The following is a 19,425-nucleotide window of genomic DNA, read 5'->3' as shown; positions in this document are numbered from 1 at the left end:
ATTGAACAAATGTAAGTTGGAGGATTAGGGTACAATAATAAATGTTGTCAAAGCATATATTTGAAGGGTGAATCTTACGAATTGAGTAGCCGAGATCATAATTATTTTGTTTTTCGTCGATTATTTTGGTATTTTATCGATGATGCATATAGGTAATCTGCAGCTGTTTTTGATGTTTTTTTCTGAGAGATCTATGCCTATCTTTGTGGCATAAATCAATCTTCATGCAAATACATTTTATCGCTATTGGGGGTAGTGCCATGCACAATCTTGCTCTAGCGCTTCACCATAAAGGCTATATCATTTCTGGGAGTGATGATGTCATTTTTGAACCTTCAAAAACGCGATTGGCCGATAAAGGCCTACTACCTCCTGAATTCGGTTGGTATCCAGAGAAAATACATACCGGTTTAGATGCCGTCATACTCGGGATGCACGCAAAACCGGATAATCCTGAGCTATTGAAAGCGCAAGAGTTGGGTGTTACCATTTATTCCTATCCGGAGTTTCTGTATGAGCAATCGAAAAACAAGACCCGAGTGGTCATTGGGGGCAGTCATGGGAAAACGACCATAACTTCCATGATCTTGCACGTGCTCAACTACCATAACATAGCGGTCGATTATATGGTAGGGGCCCAATTGGATGGATTTGACCGAATGGTCCATCTGACCGAGGAGAATGATTTTATTGTGCTCGAAGGGGACGAATATCTTTCATCCCCTGTAGACCGGCGGCCAAAATTCCATCTCTATAAACCCAATATCGCCTTGTTGAGCGGTATAGCCTGGGATCATATCAATGTTTTTCCAACTTTTGAAAACTATGTAGGGCAATTCCGGATTTTCGTCGATAGCATCGTTAAAGGAGGGAGTATTACCTATAATGAAGAGGATTTGGAGGTAAAAAAGGTTGTAGAGGCTTCTGAAAATGCAATTCGAAAGCTGCCTTATAGAACCCCTGAATATACTGTTGAAGACGGACAAACCCTTTTGGAAACCCCGGAAGGACCTATGCCTATTGAGGTTTTTGGGAAGCATAACCTCAGTAATTTGGCCGGTGCCAAATGGATTTGCCAAAACATGGGTGTTGATGAAGATGACTTTTATGAAGCTATAGCAACATTCTCAGGTGCTTCAAAACGCTTGGAAAAAATTGCGGAAAGTAAATCCTGCGTAGTGTACAAGGATTTTGCCCATTCGCCTAGTAAGGTGATGGCAACTACGAACGCCGTTAAGGAGCAATACCCGGATAGAAAAGTGATTGCCTGTTTGGAATTGCATACCTACAGTAGTTTTAACGCTGATTTTCTAAAAGAATATAAAGGAGCGTTGGATGCAGCCGATGAGGCTGTTGTTTTCTTTTTGCCGGAATCTGTGAAAATTAAAAAATTAAAGGAAGTGACCCCTGCCCAGATCTCGGAAGCCTTTGAACGCAATGATCTAAAGATTTTTACGGAATCCGAGGCTTTCAAAGAATTCGTTTTTGGTCAAAATTATGATGATTCCGTTTTACTTCTTATGAGTTCGGGAAATTATGGGGGACTTGACCTTAAGGCGGTGAAGCAATTGGTTGAAGGGTAAAATATAGGCCCTTTTAGGTTTTTGGGAGGTATTCAAACCAGTGTTTTTGTTGTCTTAACGGGCATATGATAGCAACGGGTGAATAACTTTGAACATGAAAATCAAGGAGTTGTTCGCATCGAAAATATTTGTTCATTATCTTTAACGGATGCAAGAAAAATCAAGCTCTTTTTCTATAAAGCATTGGGCCGATGATGATAAGCCCAGGGAGAAGTTGGTGCATAAGGGGAAATCCATTTTGTCCGATGCCGAATTGATTGCCATTTTGATTGGGTCTGGGAGTCGAAATGAAAGTGCCGTGGAATTGTCGAAGCGCATTTTGTCCTCGGTAAACAATAATCTGAACGAGCTGGGGAAACTCTCCATTAAACAATTGATGCAGTTTAAGGGTATTGGGGAGGCTAAGGCAGTCACAATTGCGGCGGCCTTGGAAATTGGTCGAAGGCGAAGGGGGGAAGAAGCCCAAAAAATAACGAAAATCACAAGTAGTAAGGATGCTTTTGAGTTATTGCAACCGAATATGGGCGAATTGCCCCATGAGGAATTCTGGATTGTATACCTCAATAATTCCAACAAGGTGATCCATACCGCCCAATTGAGCAAAGGGGGCATTACAGGGACCTTGGTAGATGTTCGCCTGGTCATGAAACAGGCATTGGAGCTAGGGGCTGTAGCCCTTATTTTAGCACATAACCATCCTTCGGGAGGTTTAAAACCAAGTCAAGCCGATAAACAATTGACCCAAAAACTTAAGAATGCGGGTATTTCCTTGGATATAAAAATTTTGGATCATTTGATCATTACCCAAAAGGATTACTTTAGTTTTGCTGATCAATCTATTTTATAAACCTTTATAGAGCACAGATGTTACTGATCTACACCCATAGAATAACACCACGGTTTAGTTACATCATGCGTCAGGTGTTTACCCGGATCTTGGGGATAAAAGTGTCGTACACGACCAAGGTCGAGGATTTCATAAAGCATACCGGGGCTAAAATAACCTATACGAAACAACCTTTGCAGAACGAGTTTTTCGTAAGAAGCAATGATTTGCTCTTTGAACAGGGGATCAATGATATCCAAATCAATGTGGCGGATTGGGAAGGTGTGCCTTGTTTTTTTACTACAAGTGAAAACAGTGCCTTGCCCTTCGATATTTTTTCCGCTAGTTTTTATTTGCTTTCCCGTTATGAGGAATATCTTCCACATGTAAAGGATATGCACGGTAGATTTTCCCCAAAAGATAGTGTTGCCTACCAGAATGGTTTTTTGACATTACCGGTAGTCGATATCTGGGCCAATAAATTGTTGGACAGGTTGCTGGAACGATTTCCCGATATGGAGGTCAAGAAACCTATTTACAAGTACACTTCGATCATTGATGTGAACACATCACATTGTTTTGCACACCGGGGATTTACACGAAGCCTTGCAGGTTTTCTTCTCGATTTGGCGAACCTCAAGTTTAAACGTTTGTTCGAAAGGGTTGTGGTGTGGTTTAACCCACAAAAGGATCCCTATGATAATTTTGGGTTTTTAATAGAAAAAAAGAAGGAATACAATATCAATTGCATGTTCTTTTTTCAGTTTGCCATGTATTCCACCTATGATAAGAATGTCTCCCCGAACAATAACAATTTTCGTTTTTTGATTAAGTCCATAGCGGATTATTGCAAGGTTTCCTTGGCGGCATCATATAGCTCCTTCAATGATGTGGAAGTGTTGCGAAGGGAGAAGAAAAACCTTGCCGAAGTAATCAATAGGCAAGTGGAATATTCAAGAATGCGGTATAATCGTGTGGATGTGCCCCAAACCTATCGAAATTTGGTCGATGCCGAGTTTGCTGATGATTTTACAATGGGGTATACCCATGAAATAGGATTTAGGGCAGGCACTTCATTTCCATTTTATTTGTACGATATTAATATGGAGTTGCAACAGCCCATTAGGGTGCATTCCTTTGCCTTTCATGATTATGCACTTCATGGGGAACACTCCATTGAAGATATTTTGGATAAGGTAAAATCGTTGTACCAGGAAGTGAAGAAAGTAAATGGAAACCTGATATCGATTTTTTCGAACGAACTTTTAGGAACCGAGCACCATGTAGATTGGAAAGCGACCTATGAGGCAATAATCAAGAATTACCATGTATAGTAAAAAGATATCCGATGTGTTTTTTGATTTGGATCATACCCTTTGGGATTTTGAGAAAAACTCTGCACTTACTTTTGAAAAAATCCTGAAAGAGCATCATGTTGAGGTCGATTTACATGATTTTCTCGAAGTCTATATTCCCATAAACCTGGCTTATTGGAAGCTGTATCGGGAAGAAAAAATATCGAAATCGGAATTGCGTTACCAGCGTTTGAAAACCGTGTTTGATGACCTGGATTATAAGCTTCCGGATACACTTATAGATCAATTGGCCATTGATTACATCGAGTATCTATCTTCGTTTAACCATCTTTTTCCCAATGCATTGGAGGTGTTGGACTATTTGAAGCCGAAATACAAACTTCATATCATTACCAATGGTTTTGAGGAGGTACAGGAAAAAAAGTTGATCAATGCCAATATTCGGGATTATTTTGATCAGGTGGTCAATTCTGAAATGGCCGGGGTAAAAAAACCGAATCCGCAGATTTTTGAATTGGCATTGGATAGGGCGCATACCACCTCCGAAAGTTCCATCATGATTGGGGATAGTTTGGAGGCTGATATCCTTGGCGCCAAGGCAGTTGGCTTTCATGCGTTGCACTTTAACGCACATAATGAACCAGAGCACGAAATTTGTCAAATGATTCATGATTTAAGTGAAATAAAAAGGTATTTGTAGAGTTATACATAGTATAACATTATATGCTTTTTATCGATAAAAGGTTGTTGGAATGAAAAGGATCGGAACTTATTTGTGGGTTGTCTTTGCAACCTTATTGATTGTGTCATGTGTTGAGGAACAGGATTTTAATCAATATGATGACCTTAGTGTTACCCCAACCTATGAGGCCAGTGTTCTTTATTTAGAGGTTCCTGAAAGATCGATCAATCAATTGACGGGAACGAATGTCTATTCGCGGGATTTTAATTTTGATGCCTTTTCAGAGGATGTTTTTTCAAAAAGGGTTATCGAGGGTGTGCTTACGTATGAAGTCGAGAATACGACAAGCAAACCTTTAGAGGTTGAAATCCGGTTTTTGGATGAGGCAGGAACCGTCTTGGATACCGAACAATTTGTTTTGGGCCCGGAGCCTACTGCAGTTTTGATCAATGAAACTTACTATGGTCCATATGGTGAGGATATCAATATCATTAAAAATACCTCTAGTATATTCGTGACTGCCACGAACCTTGGGGATACTTCAAGTACATCTTCCCAAGAAAATCCTATGGTTACTCTTAAGAGTAGCGCTAAATTCAAGGTTCGAATAAAAGAATGATAGCTAGGAAATATTTTATCATAACCGCGTTATGGGCTGGGCTTTTTGTGCATGCCCAGAACAAACAATTATTATATGATTTCACGGAAGTTCCCCAGGCTTTGATGATCAATCCTGGTATGGAAACCGATTTTTCATGGTATGCCGGTATACCTGCTTTATCTGGTATTTCTTTTCAAGCCGGTTCCAGTGGTATCTCGGTCAATGATATTTTTGCGGATGACGGTCTTGATATCAATGATAAAGTCCGTGATAGGGCTATCTACGGAATGTCGATTCAGGATGAGTTGAGTGGCACCTATCAAGTGGAGATCTTCAACGGGGGATTCAGGGGTAAGGATCCTAGTGTTTTTTATTCTTTTGGATTGTACAATGAGGGTGATGCCATAGGGTATTGGTTTCGGGATTATGCCATTTTAGGTTACGAAGGAAATGCAGATCGACTTAATCAACGATTTGACCTGAGCCATTTGAAGACACGGGGTGAAATGCTCAATGTTTTCCATTTTGGGGTCAACAAGAAAGTAAGCAGTGATTTGATCCTAGGGGCTAGGGGAAAGATCTACTCCAGTATCTTTGATTTCAATTCGGTCAATAATGATGGCTATTTTGTTACGACCGAAGGTGAAAACAATGTTTATGCCAGTACCTTGAACGCCGATCTTGAATTAAGGACTTCTGGGGTAAATGCCATCGATCATGCTTTGGATGATGACAATGTTCCCGCTACGATTATTAAAAGAGGGTTGTTCGGGGGAAACCTCGGCCTGGGTGTCGATTTGGGCTTTACGTATTATTTAAATCCCCAAACGGTTGTTACCGGTAGTTTGTTGGATCTTGGATTTATTTATCATGCCAATGATGTTGAGAATTTTTCTTTGCAAGGTGAGGCAACGATTGAAGGCATGGAGATCATACTGCCCGATGCCCTGTCAGATCCCAATCAGGATTTTTGGCAAAACCTAGTGGATGATGTAGAGGGGTTTATTCCATTTGAAAAGGAAACGACGGGTTATCTCACTTTTAGGCCTACCAAGCTATACGGTTCCATTCGTTATAATTTTGGGGAACCCATGCAGGGTTCGGCACAATGTGATTGTGATTATCGTACGAGTGGAAAAGGTCCCAATGCGGTCAAATATCGCAATAGTATAGGTGGCCAACTTTATGTTATCAATAGGCCTAGAGGTCCCCAAAGTGCCATTACGGCATTTTATCAGCGAAGGTTTGGGAATTTTATGGCCATGAAAGCTACCTATACTGCCGATAAATTCACATTTACCAATATAGGTTTAGGGGCAAGTATTCAAGTGGGCCCTGTTAATTTCTATCTAATGGCAGATAATTTACTCGCTTATAGGAATATAGCAGATAGTAATTATACATCTTTTCAATTCGGATTAAATATCATATCTTGGGGTAAGAAATGATAGAACGGATTTCATGAAAAAACTTATCGTATTACTTGTTGTTTTTGGTATATCCTACGGGTATTCCCAAGAAAATTTAAATGCCTATAAATATGTTATCGTGCCTAAAAAATTCGATGCCTTCAAAAAGGAAAACCAATATAAAACCAGTACGTTGATCAAATATTTATTCATCCAGAATGGTTTCGATGCTGTTTATGATGATGCCCTGCCACCTGATCTGGAACGGAATCGCTGTTTGGGATTACAGGTTTTGCTCAATGATGAGTCCTCAATGTTCACCACTAAAACATCGCTGACCTTGAAGGACTGTGCTTCGAAAGAGGTGTTTACGACCCTAATGGGAACCAGCAAGAAGAAACAATATGAGAGTTCATATAGGGAAGCATTGACAGAGGCCTTTACAACGATCAAAGCCTCCAATTATGCCTATTCACCTTCAGAAACGGAGGAAGTTTCCGTGCCAGTTGTTGTAACAGAGGTTATGGAGAAACAAGTTGAACCTAAGAACAAGCCTAACGTTGCGGTTGTTCAGCAGGTTGCCACCCCTGAAAACCAAGCGTACAAAAGTAAGGAGCCAGTGGTGTCAAATATTAAAAAAACGGAGCCTGTAGAAGCGGTGGTAATGGCCGAAAAGGAAGATTATTCCGGTATACTTTACGCCCAGGAAATAGAAAACGGTTATCAGCTTGTAGATAGTACCCCTAAAATACGTTTAAAAATATATCGGACTTCCATGCCCGATGTTTTTTCAGTGGCCAACGAAAACGGAGGCAATGGTATGGTATTTAAGAAAGACGGTAAATGGTATTTGGAGTATAATACCAACGGTACCATGACAACTAAAGAATTGAATATAAAATTCTAAAGATCATATTTGCCTTTCCAACGTTTTTTTAAAAAATCATCAATGGCATTTTCACGTGGGTTTTTACCCGGTTTGTAGAAGCTCGTTCCTTTTAGCTCTTCTGGCAAAAACTCTTCATCCACGAAATTGTTTTCATATTCATGGGCGTACTTGTAATCCTTGCCATAACCCAAATCTTTCATCAATTTGGTCGGTGCATTGCGCAAGGGTAGGGGCACCGATAGGTTGCCTGTCTGTTTAACGGTCTGCTGGGCCGTATTGATGGCCATATAACTGGCATTGCTTTTTGCTGAAGTAGCCAGATAAATGGCACATTGGCTTAGGATTATCCGTGCTTCTGGGTAGCCAATGGTCGTTACGGCCTGAAAGGTGTTATTGGCGATAACCAAAGCCGTAGGGTTGGCAAGACCTATGTCTTCGGATGCGGAAATCAACATTCTTCGGGCAATGAACTTTATGTCTTCCCCACCTTCTATCATTCGCGCCAACCAATACACGGCACCATTGGGGTCGCTTCCCCGTATCGATTTGATAAAGGCCGAGATAATATCATAATGCTGTTCCCCCGTTTTGTCGTAAAGGACGGTATTACTTTGTACTTTACTTAAAACGGACTTGTCTGTGATGGTAATGGTGTCCGACTGTTCCGAATTGACCACCAATTCAAAGATGTTCAATAGTTTTCGGCCATCGCCACCCGATAATCGCAATAAAGCCTCGGTTTCCTTAAGCTTTATTTTTTTTGATTTCAGGAAAGTATCCTGTTCCATGGCTCTTGCCAGAAGGGCTTCTAGGTCTTCTTTGCCAAAGGCGTTCAGAACATACACTTGGCAACGGGACAATAAGGCGGGAATTACTTCAAAACTTGGATTTTCCGTAGTGGCCCCAATGAGGGTTACCCAGCCTTTTTCCACCGCACCCAATAGGGAATCCTGTTGCGACTTACTGAACCTATGGATCTCGTCAATAAATAAGATTGGATTCTTAGACGTGAAGAGTCCACCACTTTGTTTGGCCTTATCAATTACCTCTCGAATATCCTTAACACCACTATTGATGGCGCTTAGGGTATAGAACGGTCTTTTGCTCTCATGGGCTATGATATTGGCCAAAGTGGTCTTTCCGGTTCCTGGAGGCCCCCATAGTATTAAGGATGGAATTATTCCTTTTTTAATTTGGTGGGTCAAAGAACCCTGCTCACCGACCAAATGGTTTTGGCTGATATAGTCCTCTAAGGTTTTTGGGCGTACCCTTTCTGCCAATGGTTCATTCATAAGGTAAATTTAAAACAAAGTTGTGATTGAGCCGTTTCTAAGTATATGGTATTGTAAACAAATTGAGTATTGCATAGTGAATAAATGACAATTTAACATGTTTGTGGATTGTGGTAGGTTTTTTGAATGCCAAGAGGTTATTTAGAAGGAATGTCTGAAAGTAAATATTTTAAGTTCACCAACTCGGTAGTAGTTGCTCCTTTGGTAGGGGTCATTTTGATATGGGCCGTTTTTTGGTTAGAGCTACAGTTGCATACCAATTTCAATGAATTTGGGGTGTATCCCAGAACCTTGAAAGGGTTGAGGGGGATATTCCTAAGTCCGTTTATCCATGGTTCGGTCGAACATTTATATAATAACACCATACCGTTGGCCATATTAACGGCATCCTTGTTTTATTTCTATAAGGATATTGCCATTAGGGTGTTGGTATATGGTTTGTTGTTTTCGGGATTGTTTACCTGGTTTGTTGGGCGGTCTTCGTACCATATTGGGGCTAGTGGTATGATTTACGTATTGGCCAGTTTTATATTTTTCAAAGGTATTTTTTCAAAGTACTACAGATTGGTGGCACTTTCACTGGTTGTTGTATTCATCTATGGTAGTCTTTTATGGTATGTTTTCCCCATTGAGGACGGTATATCGTGGGAAGGACATTTGGGCGGATTCATAGCCGGACTTTTACTTGCCTTTTTTATGAAGGCCAAAACACCCTCACCCAAAAAGTTCGATTGGGAACACGAGGATTATAATGAGGAGGCCGACGAGTTTTTAAAACACTTTGATGAAGACGGTAATTTTATCGAAACAAAGCCCGAAATGATGGACCAAGGAGATGAATCCATTCGAATTACCTATCATTACAAGCCGGAAGAAGGAAGGGATGTGACAAAAGATTGATCAATCCATTCTTTGTCGAACCACTTCGTAAAGGAATACACCACAGGCAACGGAGACATTCAATGATCCTATCTCACCCAGTAATGGAAGCTTGGCGGTTTGGTCGGCTGCTTTGATCACAGAAGGGGAAACACCTTTGTCTTCGGAACCCATTACGATGGCAGTGGGCTCCTTAAAAGAAACATCATAAATGGTTTTGGTGGTTTTTTCAGTGGCAACCGTTACGGAGACTCCGGAAGCTTGAAGATAATAAACGGCATCCTTAATATGGTCCACTTTCGCAATAGGAACTTTAAAGGCCGCCCCGGCAGAGGTTTTGATGGTATCCGCAGTCACGGGTGCAGCACCTTTCTTCTGGATAATGATGCCGTCAACACCTGTACATTCCGCAGTTCTTATAATGGCCCCGAAATTACGAACATCGGAAAGTTGGTCGAGCAATAGGAATAAAGGGGCTTCTTTGTTTTCTATTACCTTTTCGACTAGGGTCTCAAGTTCGTAGAAGGTAATCGGTGAAATGTTTGCGATAACCCCCTGGTGGTTGTTTTTGGTAAGTCTGTATAATTTCTCAGGCGGAACATATGAAACGTTTATTCCGTTTTTACGGATGAGGCCTTCCAATTCCTTGGATAAATCACCTTTAAGTCCTTTTTGAATAAAGATCTTATCAATGGTCTCACCGGCATTGATCGCTTCGATGATGGCTCTGATACCGTAAATTTGGGTGGGTTTTTCCATAGTAAATTAAATTGCCTAAATCGCTTTTATGATACTTGCAAAGTTAGGGCAAAAATGACTACAAAGTCTTTATAAAGTAAAAAGAGGCAAGCTTTAAAGGCTTACCTCTTTTGTTGTAGGTATGAAAATACTAATTTATAGTTTTTCCAGTATCATTTCACGGTTATCAAGATAACCATCAGCAGTGTAATAAATAGTGATGGTGCCAGTATCCGGATCTACACTTCCTGTTCCAGAGACTCCAATTCCAAAGTTATCATCAAGGAACCCTCCAGTAACGGTCAGGGAATTACATATATCTGAAATATTAAAGGAGTATTCAGAGGTAAAGGCGTTATCAGCACTTACGGTATATGTACCTGTACCAGTACTTGTGATGGTTACTTCCCTATCAACACCATTGAGGTATCTGTAGGTTCCCTCTAAATTGGATGGGCAAATAGCTTGAAGGGTTATTGCAATTTTATTTTTATTGCTAGATACCGTTTCAGAAGAACTCACTATTTGAATTACGGCTTCTTTAGGGTCGTTAGAATCTAAATTAGCAGAGTTAACCATTATAACCGCACTGGCCGTATTAGATCCTGCCGGAATTGTGAATTCAGTTTGATCCAAACTGAATTCAGTTCCTTCAACGGCAGTAGAACTCGTCGCATCAACCGCAATAGAGAAAGTTACGTCTTTGTCTAAAGGGAGGCCATCTTCACCGAAATACTCAATAGGTACTTCATACGCATATACAGCACCGCTACCATCTTGAAGGAAGTTACTGGAAATAGCTGCATCAGGAAATTGAACCACTATGGGTCCTTTTCCGAAGTCGGTTTCATCTTGATCCAATAATGCATCACAAGAGGAGTTAAAGGCTGCTACGACAACCGATGCAAGGATAAATGTTATTTTTCTAATTATGTTTTTCATTTTTCTTAAGTTTATTTCCAGAATGGATAGTTAGTAAAAGCGTCTTCTCGCGATGTTGGAGGTACATTTTCGCTATTTCTAGAATATTCTGAAGTAGGATATAGTAGACTTACTGGGCGAATGCCATCAGAGTCACCTGAAACAGGAAGGTCTACAGGGAAACCGGTTCTTGTGTTCTCAATCCATGATTCTATAGAACTGGTACCGTTAAGAATAACCCATTTTTGCGTAATAATAGCTTCGATTTTATCGCTGGAAGTATCCCATCCTACATTCTTAACACCTTGAGAGTAGTAAGTTTCCGCTTCTGTTGCAGCATCTTCAACTTCAAGATATTCAAAAGAAGCCGTAATGGCATCATTGTACAATTGTTTTGCCTCAGCATCACTTCCATCAATATACCCTCTGACAATAGCTTCAGACTGTATTAAAAGGGCTTCGGCCAATAGCATAATGGGTTGGTCTTGTGTAGGGCTTTTGATTAGGCCTGTTCCTATTTTTGATAAGTCGTCAGAGGTATATCCTTCACCAGGAAGATTGATGGCTTGCCATACACCCTTGAATTCATCGGCGTCTTCGGATGGGCTATATAAATAGCCAATTCGAGGGTCATTGGTAGAGGATAGGTAATCTATGGTGTAATCAGTGGCAACAGTGTAATCATGACGGTTAGTCTCAGCGTCTCCTTCGTCATATCCTGCATAGTCGTAAAAAGGACTTTGTTTATCAGCATTTTTCGAGTATCCTGGATTAGCCATAACGTCAGCTGTTATATAACCAACACCATTGGCATCGATCAAAGCTATTTGCTCTTTAATGTAAGCTTCTTGTCCTGTGTTGCTTAATCTTACCAACATTCGCAATTTTATGGTGTTTGCAAATTGAGCCCATTTTTCCATGTCCCCTCCGAAAATGATATCGCTGTCACCAGGATTTTCTGCATTTTCAGGTAGGTTCAAGGCTAGATTGGCCGCACTGGTCAACGAATCGATAATGCTTTTGTATACCGTTTCTGCATCATCATAAACGGGTGTAGTGTTTTCTGCCCGTTGGTTCGCTTCCGTAAAAGGAACATCGCCATAAAGGTCTACCAAATATTGATACTGAAAACCTTTGATCGTTTGGGCAATAACATCATAAGAAGAATAATCAACCGCTCCTGTGGGATCTTCATAATTTTCAATGTAAGTTAGGTTTTTGAAAATTGAAGCATAGGACGTTTCAAATATGTTGGTATAAAAACTACTGGAAACATTATATCTGAAAAAATCAGAGTTAGCAGACCAGTTAGATGGTGTTGCCCAGTTATACACGAACATATTGCCAACATAGGTCATAGAAGTCCCGTTCAATTCAGCAAAAGTCACCTGTGCCGCTGGAAGCGTTTGTATCGGTGTTGATATTGAGGGGTCGTTCGGATTCTCATTGACGTCATAGAAGTCGTCACTACAGCTTGATGCGATAATGCCGAAGGCGATTACCAGCAAGCTCTTGTCTAAAATGTTATATATTTTTTTCATCACTTTTTTTTAGAATTTAGCTGTTAAAGTCAAACCATACTGTCTAGTTGGTGGAGTTTGTGAATCTGTACCGAAACCAACAGCATTACCGGATGAATAATTGAATTCAGGATCGGTGTACACGTTGTCAGCTGGTCTCCACATGAATAGATTGCGACCATAAAGTCCAAGGCTTAAGGCTTGCATGCCTAATTTTTCCACAATTACATCATCGAAAGAATATGAAAGGGATATCTCTCTCAGTTTTAATACAGAGGCATCTGCTACATAATTTGACTTGGTTTCACCATAAACATCCCAGAAAGCATTACCACCACCGCTTGTTAAGCGGTCATTGTTTTCCACATAACCACCGGTTCCATCGGCATATACCGAATTTGGAAAGACGAAAGGTTGTCTTCCTGCAGTAACACTGTGTTGGGTTAAACCAGTGAATTCCAAGGCGTCAACAACGTTGTTGTAGAACACATGGCCAGTTCTATAATCAGCTACCGCATACAATGATAATCCTTTGTACTTCACAGTGGTGTTTAATCCAACGATGTAGTCAGGGGTGGTTTTACCTTGAATTTGTAAATCGGATGCTTCAAGAGGGTCTCCATCATCACCAACGATTACCCTGCCCAATTCATCTCTTTCATAATCCGTAGTTTTAAGTAGTGGGTACGATTCACCAACTTTTGCAACCACAACTGCACCATAACCAGGGCCGTCTACATAAGGTGAACCAATTTCTATTTCGTCAACCCCTTCGGTAAGCGAGATAACTTCAGAACTATTTAATGCATAATTCATAGCTAATTCCCATGAAAAATCCTTGTTCTTTAGAATGGTACCCTTTAAATCAACCTCTAAACCTCGGTTTTCAACTTCCCCTAGGTTTGTTAGAATGCTCGTAGCTCCTGAAGTAACAGAGGTGTTTATTGGAACAATTTGATCTGTGGTGTTTGTTTGGTAACCTGTAATACTACCTGATAATCTATCATCCCTAAAGAAAGCAAATTCGATACCAGCTTCTAAAGATGTAGTAAATTCTGGGTTTAAGTCTGGATCGGGATCTCTACCGGATAGTGATAAACCAGTGGTAGAGCCATAAGGAAAACCAGTTGGGGCACTAAAAACATTGTTTATAACATAGGGGTCGGCATCGTTACCGGTTTTGGTCCAGTTGAAATTAGCTTTCAAATATCTCAAGGTTCCTTTAAGTCCTTCAAAAGCATCGGTAGGTACAAATGAGATACCAGCTCCTGGATAGAAATATGAACGGTTGTCTGCAGGTAGAGCAGAGGACCAATCGTTTCTGGCGGTAGCACTTAAGAAAAGGTAATCATTGAAACCAAAAGTTACGTCACTATATACACCTACTTTTCTATAATCACTTCTAGCTTCGTCACCGTCTAATTCCCCTGTTCTGGTCGATATATTATAGAAGTCTGGAATTATCAAGTTTAAGCCTTCAACGTTTATGCTTTTCGAATCAGTTATTCGAATATTATGACCTACGTTCGCATTGATTGAAAAACTATCGGATATTTCTTTATCAAAATTGATAATGAAATCACTGTTAAAGCGAGAACTATTGTACATAGAATCGTAAGTGCTAGGATTGAACTCGTCAATTCTGGCATAGGTATTGGGTAGTTCAAATGCATAAGAGAGTCCTGCATGCTCTTCTTTATATTCGGAGGTGTATTTGGTATATCCTAGTCTTAAAGAAGCTGAAATCCAATCAGTGAAATCATATTTCAAGTTGCCGATAAAAGTCATCTCGGTACGATCTGTTTTAGCTCTTTGGGTATCAAGTATAAACCAAGGGTTTTCATAGAAAGCGTAATAAGAAGCTTCGTTTCTTGTGAATTCACCGGTTTTCCAATCTTTGACTTCATTAATTGGAATATGTAATGGTGTATTCAGAATGTACCAGTAAAGTGGTCTTTCTTGGTGGCCACCGGAAGTCACTGTGTTTGCATGTGAACGGAAAAAGGATAAGTTACCGCCAACTTCAAGCTTTCCAAAGTCGTAACTTCCTTTTAATCGAACATTGGTACGGTTGTATTGGTCTTTAGGAATTGCCCCATCGGTAAGGGTGTGGTCTAAAGAAAATAGAAAATCACTTTTTTCATCCCCACCACTAAAGGAAACGCCATTACGAATGGTACTGCCTGTTTGGAAGAAGGATTCATGGTTTCCAGGAATGGGACTGTAAGGCACTTGCCAAACACTTCCGTCTTCATAGGTTTCACTAGCATCTACCATGCGCCCGTCAAAACGTGGTCCCCATGCAACATTTTCCAAAGGCCATAAAGTTCCGTCAGGGAAACCACCAACACCAAATTCATCTTGTAGCTCAGGTAAGAATGCTACTGTTTCTTGTTGTACGCTGGAGTTGAAAGTAATACTAACCTTTCCTTCACCGGATTTGGTTTTGATGATAACAACCCCATTGGCAGCATCGGAACCGTAAAGTGCAGATGCGTTAGCACCTTTCAATACAGAGATTTCAGCAATGTCATCTGGGTTTATACGGTCAAAGGCGTCCCTGCTTGAAGGATATCCATCCACAACAATCAAGGCCTGGTTATTGCCCAATAGTGACCGGTTACCCCTTAGAACTACCCTTGTGCTAGGGTTTACCCCGTTGCTAATTGTATTGATTTGCATACCTGAAACTTTACCCACCATAGCGGTAGCTGTGTTTACGGCTCTAGTTTGGGTAAGTTGTTCATTGTCTACTTTTCCAACGGAATAAGAAAGTTCACGAGGTTTTCTTTCGATACCAAGGGCCGTCACGATAACTTCTTCCAAAGCCTGGGCATCCTCCTCCATTTGAAGATTGATGGTATTGGAGGTGCCTACAGTTCTTGTCGCATCTTTGAACCCCATATAGGTAAAAACCAATGTTTGTCCTACACTTGCTTTAAGTTCATAATTACCATCAAAGTCGGTTTGGGTACCATGAGTGGTGTTTTGAATTAAAATGTTGACTCCTGGCAACGGCAGACCATCTGGGTCTGTTACATTACCGGAAATCGATTTTTCTTGTGCAAACGAAATGTGCACAACGAACGCTAATAATAGCGTGAAGATTCCACTTAAATTTGTTTTCATTTCTCTATAATTATTTGATTTAGCAAAGGCAAAATTCACAATTTCATGTTAATAATCCAATAAATGTTAGCTAAACTTTAAGGAATTGTTGTAAAAATTATAACAACTGCAGTATAATGTGTTATGTATTACAGTATTGTTATTAAAAAATGATATCAGTGAATTTAATAAAAAAAATAGTGGAATAAATTACGGATATGGACAGTATGTTAAATTATATCAATAAAAAGGTAGGAATATGATAATGTTAAAAATAGCAAAAAAGCCGATAATTAACATAAAAAGTTTAAAAAATACAACAAAACATGTTTTGGAATTCATAAAAAGTAGGATATCGGCATAGTTGTTGATTTTAATTAAATTCGGGTGGATAAAAGTGATGGAATTTTCAATATCTAATTGTTTTTGTTGCACTATTTTTTTTTTGTTTTACGCTTTTAAATCTAAACATGATTTTAAGTTGATTGTAAGTTGTTGATTTTCAAAAATTAAGAGACTGGTGACTTATTTGTGACCTATAATTGCCATTTGGCGATTGTTTTGCTTTTAAATGTTTTTTTTTTGTTTATCGGCACCGATTTAAGAGGTATTACATAAAAAGATAAGAAAAAGCCTACATTGATTGTAAATCACCCTTTTTGAAAATTCGGGTTTGCTTTAGTGCGAATATTCTTCTCAATTTTAAAATGACCTAATAAAACCATTTTTATGATGGGTTTTAGTCATAAGATAATGAGGTATTGGAGTGTTGGGTTTAGGTTAAGGGAAAATTAGAGGGGCCGCTTGAATGCCTTTTTGGATGATGTCATGGTGTACTTAAATAGGCATTCATTCTTTCATTTCATTTTTGTGGCCTTGAAATATGCTTGGTTTTGCTTAATTAGGGAACTTGGCTTTTGCTCTTGTAGATGCTGTTTCGCCGTCGCAGGGTTCTTTATAACGGTTTATTCGGGTTGCTTAGGCCTTAAGTAAAAAGCAATAAAAAAACCACCTCGTTAAAGGTGGTTTTTGCAAATACGTTAAGGGTGTTTAGGTTATTCGGCGCATAAAATTACCGTTAAGGGGCCTGATGCGGCTTCACCCGGTCCGGATGCCAATAGCAGCTCATCATTAGGGCCATAAATTTCAAAACTGATTTCACCATATTGGTCTCCAGGGAATTGCCATAAGGCTATGGCTGTTCCTTCCGGAATGGTTACCGTGTCAATGCCATCGGTATAATCCCCGACACAATTATAGGGGCTATCTACATACGGATTGCACAGCCCTACTTCTGCTGTAAGTTCACCGTCCAAAATCAATTGGATTCCGTTTCCACCGTTGTCATCATTAGTCTGCCACCCATCATCATACGCATCATGCATTTCAATTCTATAGATCCCAGGTTGTGGGGCACAAGTTACAGGATAGGCAAGGAAATAATTATTGTCTCCAATTTGATTGAAATCGGAGGCGTAATAATTTGGTTCGCCTTTGGTGTTTAAAGTTTCCAGTACCCTGCCATCTTTCATGGTGAATGAGGCGTAGAATAATATGTTATCCCCTGCATTCATATCGGATACGGAATTGATCTCGGTAAACGCACTGATGACTTCAGATCCCGTTAGCACATAGTCTTTTGGGAAACTGCTTACATTCTCATCGATGGTTACCGGCCCGTAGAACTCCCCGCCAAAAGTTTTATAGAGTGCTTTTAAATCAAAGGATTCTGGGTCGCCGAAACTTAAATCCACGCTGAACTTAAGTTCCGTATTGGCAAAAGTGCTATTAATAATGAATTCAGGACTCCCACTTGCCAAGGTGAGATTGGTTAATGCCCCTTGGCTTAAATTTTTCGATGATGTTCCCCCATCGTCATCACATGATATGTTTAGCGCAAAAAGGGCTAAAAGGAGACTTGAAATATATAGATTTCTCATTATAATGTTTTTATGGATTAATTGTCCCAAAATATTTTATAGGCAGTTGCATCTTTTTGGGCAGGTGCATTTTCATTGACGTTCAATTCGGATTGTGGCCAGAATAAGGAGACCTGAAAGGGTCTTGTCAATGTGGTTTCACTATCGATCAAGGGCCAGTCGTCCCCATTGTCCAATTGGTATTCCGGGGAGTCTCCAAGTGGGTCTGCCAATATGGGGAATCCTGTTCTTCTGTAATCATTGTACTGGTCAAATGGATCGCCAAAAGTAGATACCCATTTTTGGGTCATGATAATCTCCATTTTCTTGGTTGCGGAAGCAGCATCGAACTCAGTCAGAATTCCGGTAATAAAATCATCTACAGCAGTGGATCCTATAAGTTTGGGTACTGTTTGAGTGGTTTCGGAATTTGCGACTACATCATCCACTTTTTTGAATGCCGCGGTCATAGCCTCCTCCAAAATAGCTCTAGCATCACCTGGGATTACCTCGGCTTGTATTAATTCAGCCATGATAAACAAAGATTCGTGATAGGTCAGAAGCCTATGGGGTGCAGCGCCTGTCCCGGCATCAACATCGGCATCACCACCTAAACCGTCGTCATATCTTCCCCCGCAAGGGTATATTCCTGGGTAGGTGGAGGATTTTCTACTTGAAAAATCCCTGTTTGGACCCACACTTCCAAATCTAATGGAATGAAACCCTGTGCTTCTGTCCCAGTAATCAGCTTTTGGGTCGCCCGTTTCAGGGTCTCCGGCATCGGGGGGTAATTGACCAGGGGTTAATTGGTTGAAGAAATAATAAGCAAGCCTTGGGTCTTCAATGCCATTGTGTATCCTGGGGTTCCATCCTTTTAGGATTTCATAGAACCATGGACTGGCATAGTGGGCGGTTTGTCCTGTTAAGTAAGACGCCCTAAAAAGTGGATTTCTTTCCTCTGCAGGTGATTGTGTGGTGGAATAAGGAAATTCAAAATCATCACTGCTGCTCTCCATGAAATTGTTAGCCGCTAGTAAGGCATTTAATTTACTTGCATCGAACATTGGGGATAACCGAATCTCATTATACAATTTTAATTTTAGGGTGTTAACGAATTTGTTCCATTGGGGGATGCTTCCATTATAAAACAAATCCTGTGTGTCAGGATTCGATCCTTGTCCACTATTGATATTGGCGAGACCTTCATCAATTAGTGAAAGGGCATTCGCATAAATGGAATTTTGATCATCGAATACCGGACTAACTGTTCCTGTGGCAAGTTTGGAAGCTTCAGAATAGGGGGCATCGCCCCAAATATCGGCGATGATGGTTGCGGTGTATCCTTTAAGGATCTTGGCCATACCGACAATGATCATTTCATTTTCAGCGGTACCTTGCTCAATAATGATATCGGCCTCGGTTATTACCGAATAAGCATCGTCCCATGAATTATGGATATTGGCATTGTCTGGCTTAGTGCCGTATTGATCCTGTTCCTCCCTGGATGTAAGTTGATGTACATAGGTGGAAAGCACCTCGGCCATATACAATCTAAATTCGGTAATGCTGTTGAAGTTTCTCTGCGTGTCCGTCAAAAGTTGGTCCAGGGGGGCAACCGTCGGATTGTTCGGGTCTGTATTTACGTCCAAATAGTCACTACAATTGCAGAGCAGTAAAGACACCAATACTACGATGGCCAAGGTGTGGTTCTTCAGATTGATTTTAAATATATTTTTCATGCT

The 19,425-nt window shown here is 40.3% G+C and carries 15 protein-coding genes; 8 read left to right on the top strand and 7 right to left on the bottom strand.

Annotation, left to right across the window (positions count from 1 at the left end):
* Positions 1-224: 224 nt before the first annotated feature.
* From LX92_RS07185 to LX92_RS07155, 7 genes are all read left to right on the top strand, one after another.
* Positions 225-1,583: a UDP-N-acetylmuramate--L-alanine ligase gene (locus tag LX92_RS07185; protein ID WP_109649585.1), complete on the top strand. Its 1,359-nt coding sequence runs from the start codon at positions 225-227 to the stop codon at positions 1,581-1,583.
* A 148-nt stretch (positions 1,584-1,731) separates the two neighbouring features.
* The gene (gene radC, locus LX92_RS07180; protein ID WP_109649584.1) at positions 1,732-2,430 is read left to right on the top strand and encodes a RadC family protein; all 699 of its coding nucleotides are present in this window, start codon (positions 1,732-1,734) and stop codon (positions 2,428-2,430) included.
* Between the two features lie 17 nt (positions 2,431-2,447).
* Positions 2,448-3,743, top strand: coding sequence for a polysaccharide deacetylase family protein (locus LX92_RS07175; RefSeq protein ID WP_170117802.1), 1,296 nt, complete (start codon positions 2,448-2,450; stop codon positions 3,741-3,743).
* The gene (locus tag LX92_RS07170; RefSeq protein WP_109649583.1) at positions 3,736-4,425 is read left to right on the top strand and encodes a YjjG family noncanonical pyrimidine nucleotidase; all 690 of its coding nucleotides are present in this window, start codon (positions 3,736-3,738) and stop codon (positions 4,423-4,425) included. The genes LX92_RS07175 and LX92_RS07170 overlap by 8 nt, the downstream gene beginning before the upstream one ends.
* A gap of 52 nt (positions 4,426-4,477) precedes the next feature.
* Complete coding sequence (locus LX92_RS07165) at positions 4,478-5,026, top strand: hypothetical protein (protein ID WP_109649582.1); 549 nt, start codon at positions 4,478-4,480, stop codon at positions 5,024-5,026.
* Positions 5,023-6,456, top strand: a complete 1,434-nt coding sequence (locus tag LX92_RS07160) for a DUF5723 family protein (protein ID WP_109649581.1) — start codon at positions 5,023-5,025, stop codon at positions 6,454-6,456. The genes LX92_RS07165 and LX92_RS07160 overlap by 4 nt, the downstream gene beginning before the upstream one ends.
* A 13-nt stretch (positions 6,457-6,469) precedes the next feature.
* On the top strand, positions 6,470-7,324 hold the full coding sequence (locus LX92_RS07155) for a hypothetical protein (RefSeq protein WP_109649580.1): 855 nt from the start codon (positions 6,470-6,472) through the stop codon (positions 7,322-7,324).
* On the opposite strand, the gene LX92_RS07150 is transcribed toward LX92_RS07155, so the two are convergent.
* On the bottom strand, positions 7,321-8,598 hold the full coding sequence (locus LX92_RS07150; protein ID WP_109649579.1) for a replication-associated recombination protein A: 1,278 nt from the start codon (positions 8,596-8,598) through the stop codon (positions 7,321-7,323). The two genes, LX92_RS07155 and LX92_RS07150, sit on opposite strands and share 4 nt — an antisense overlap.
* A gap of 150 nt (positions 8,599-8,748) precedes the next feature.
* Between LX92_RS07150 and LX92_RS07145 the strand changes: the two genes are divergently transcribed.
* Complete coding sequence (locus LX92_RS07145; protein WP_109649578.1) at positions 8,749-9,498, top strand: rhomboid family intramembrane serine protease; 750 nt, start codon at positions 8,749-8,751, stop codon at positions 9,496-9,498.
* On the opposite strand, the gene rlmB is transcribed toward LX92_RS07145, so the two are convergent.
* The 6 genes from rlmB to LX92_RS07110 form a co-directional block, all read right to left on the bottom strand.
* Entirely contained in the window at positions 9,499-10,236 is a 738-nt protein-coding gene (rlmB, locus tag LX92_RS07140) for a 23S rRNA (guanosine(2251)-2'-O)-methyltransferase RlmB (RefSeq protein ID WP_109649577.1), read from the bottom strand.
* A 135-nt stretch (positions 10,237-10,371) separates the two neighbouring features.
* Complete coding sequence (locus LX92_RS07135) at positions 10,372-11,157, bottom strand: hypothetical protein (RefSeq protein ID WP_109649576.1); 786 nt, start codon at positions 11,155-11,157, stop codon at positions 10,372-10,374.
* 11 nt (positions 11,158-11,168) lie between these two features.
* A complete protein-coding gene (locus LX92_RS07130) occupies positions 11,169-12,677 on the bottom strand; it encodes a SusD/RagB family nutrient-binding outer membrane lipoprotein (protein ID WP_109649575.1) in 1,509 nt (502 codons plus the stop codon).
* 9 nt (positions 12,678-12,686) lie between these two features.
* Positions 12,687-15,785 carry a SusC/RagA family TonB-linked outer membrane protein gene (locus LX92_RS07125; RefSeq protein ID WP_109649574.1) on the bottom strand — a complete coding sequence of 1,033 codons (3,099 nt, stop codon included), beginning with the start codon at positions 15,783-15,785 and terminating at the stop codon, positions 12,687-12,689.
* Between the two features lie 1,034 nt (positions 15,786-16,819).
* Positions 16,820-17,704 carry a hypothetical protein gene (locus LX92_RS07115; RefSeq protein WP_109649572.1) on the bottom strand — a complete coding sequence of 295 codons (885 nt, stop codon included), beginning with the start codon at positions 17,702-17,704 and terminating at the stop codon, positions 16,820-16,822.
* Positions 17,705-17,721: 17 nt separating this feature from the next.
* Positions 17,722-19,422: a SusD/RagB family nutrient-binding outer membrane lipoprotein gene (locus LX92_RS07110; protein ID WP_109649571.1), complete on the bottom strand. Its 1,701-nt coding sequence runs from the start codon at positions 19,420-19,422 to the stop codon at positions 17,722-17,724.
* Positions 19,423-19,425: the final 3 nt, after the last annotated feature.

The sequence above is a fragment of the Maribacter polysiphoniae genome (genome assembly GCF_003148665.1).
Taxonomy (GTDB): Bacteria; Bacteroidota; Bacteroidia; order Flavobacteriales; family Flavobacteriaceae; genus Maribacter_A; species Maribacter_A polysiphoniae.
The sequence above is the reverse complement of the archived record's forward strand: the minus strand, read 5'-3'. Positions and strand labels throughout refer to the sequence as shown.

Excerpts from the sequence above, each read along its gene's own strand:
- LX92_RS07185 (WP_109649585.1), top strand. The coding sequence starts at position 225 with ATGCAAATACATTTTATCGCTATTGGGGGTAGTGCCATGCACAATCTT.
- LX92_RS07135 (WP_109649576.1), bottom strand. The coding sequence starts at position 11,157 with ATGAAAAACATAATTAGAAAAATAACATTTATCCTTGCATCGGTTGTC.
- LX92_RS07155 (WP_109649580.1), top strand. The coding sequence starts at position 6,470 with ATGAAAAAACTTATCGTATTACTTGTTGTTTTTGGTATATCCTACGGG.
- LX92_RS07110 (WP_109649571.1), bottom strand. The coding sequence starts at position 19,422 with ATGAAAAATATATTTAAAATCAATCTGAAGAACCACACCTTGGCCATC.
- LX92_RS07115 (WP_109649572.1), bottom strand. The coding sequence starts at position 17,704 with ATGAGAAATCTATATATTTCAAGTCTCCTTTTAGCCCTTTTTGCGCTA.
- LX92_RS07150 (WP_109649579.1), bottom strand. The coding sequence starts at position 8,598 with ATGAATGAACCATTGGCAGAAAGGGTACGCCCAAAAACCTTAGAGGAC.
- rlmB (WP_109649577.1), bottom strand. The coding sequence starts at position 10,236 with ATGGAAAAACCCACCCAAATTTACGGTATCAGAGCCATCATCGAAGCG.
- LX92_RS07170 (WP_109649583.1), top strand. The coding sequence starts at position 3,736 with ATGTATAGTAAAAAGATATCCGATGTGTTTTTTGATTTGGATCATACC.
- LX92_RS07160 (WP_109649581.1), top strand. The coding sequence starts at position 5,023 with ATGATAGCTAGGAAATATTTTATCATAACCGCGTTATGGGCTGGGCTT.
- LX92_RS07130 (WP_109649575.1), bottom strand. The coding sequence starts at position 12,677 with ATGAAAAAAATATATAACATTTTAGACAAGAGCTTGCTGGTAATCGCC.
- LX92_RS07175 (WP_170117802.1), top strand. The coding sequence starts at position 2,448 with ATGTTACTGATCTACACCCATAGAATAACACCACGGTTTAGTTACATC.
- LX92_RS07125 (WP_109649574.1), bottom strand. The coding sequence starts at position 15,785 with ATGAAAACAAATTTAAGTGGAATCTTCACGCTATTATTAGCGTTCGTT.
- LX92_RS07145 (WP_109649578.1), top strand. The coding sequence starts at position 8,749 with ATGTCTGAAAGTAAATATTTTAAGTTCACCAACTCGGTAGTAGTTGCT.
- radC (WP_109649584.1), top strand. The coding sequence starts at position 1,732 with ATGCAAGAAAAATCAAGCTCTTTTTCTATAAAGCATTGGGCCGATGAT.
- LX92_RS07165 (WP_109649582.1), top strand. The coding sequence starts at position 4,478 with ATGAAAAGGATCGGAACTTATTTGTGGGTTGTCTTTGCAACCTTATTG.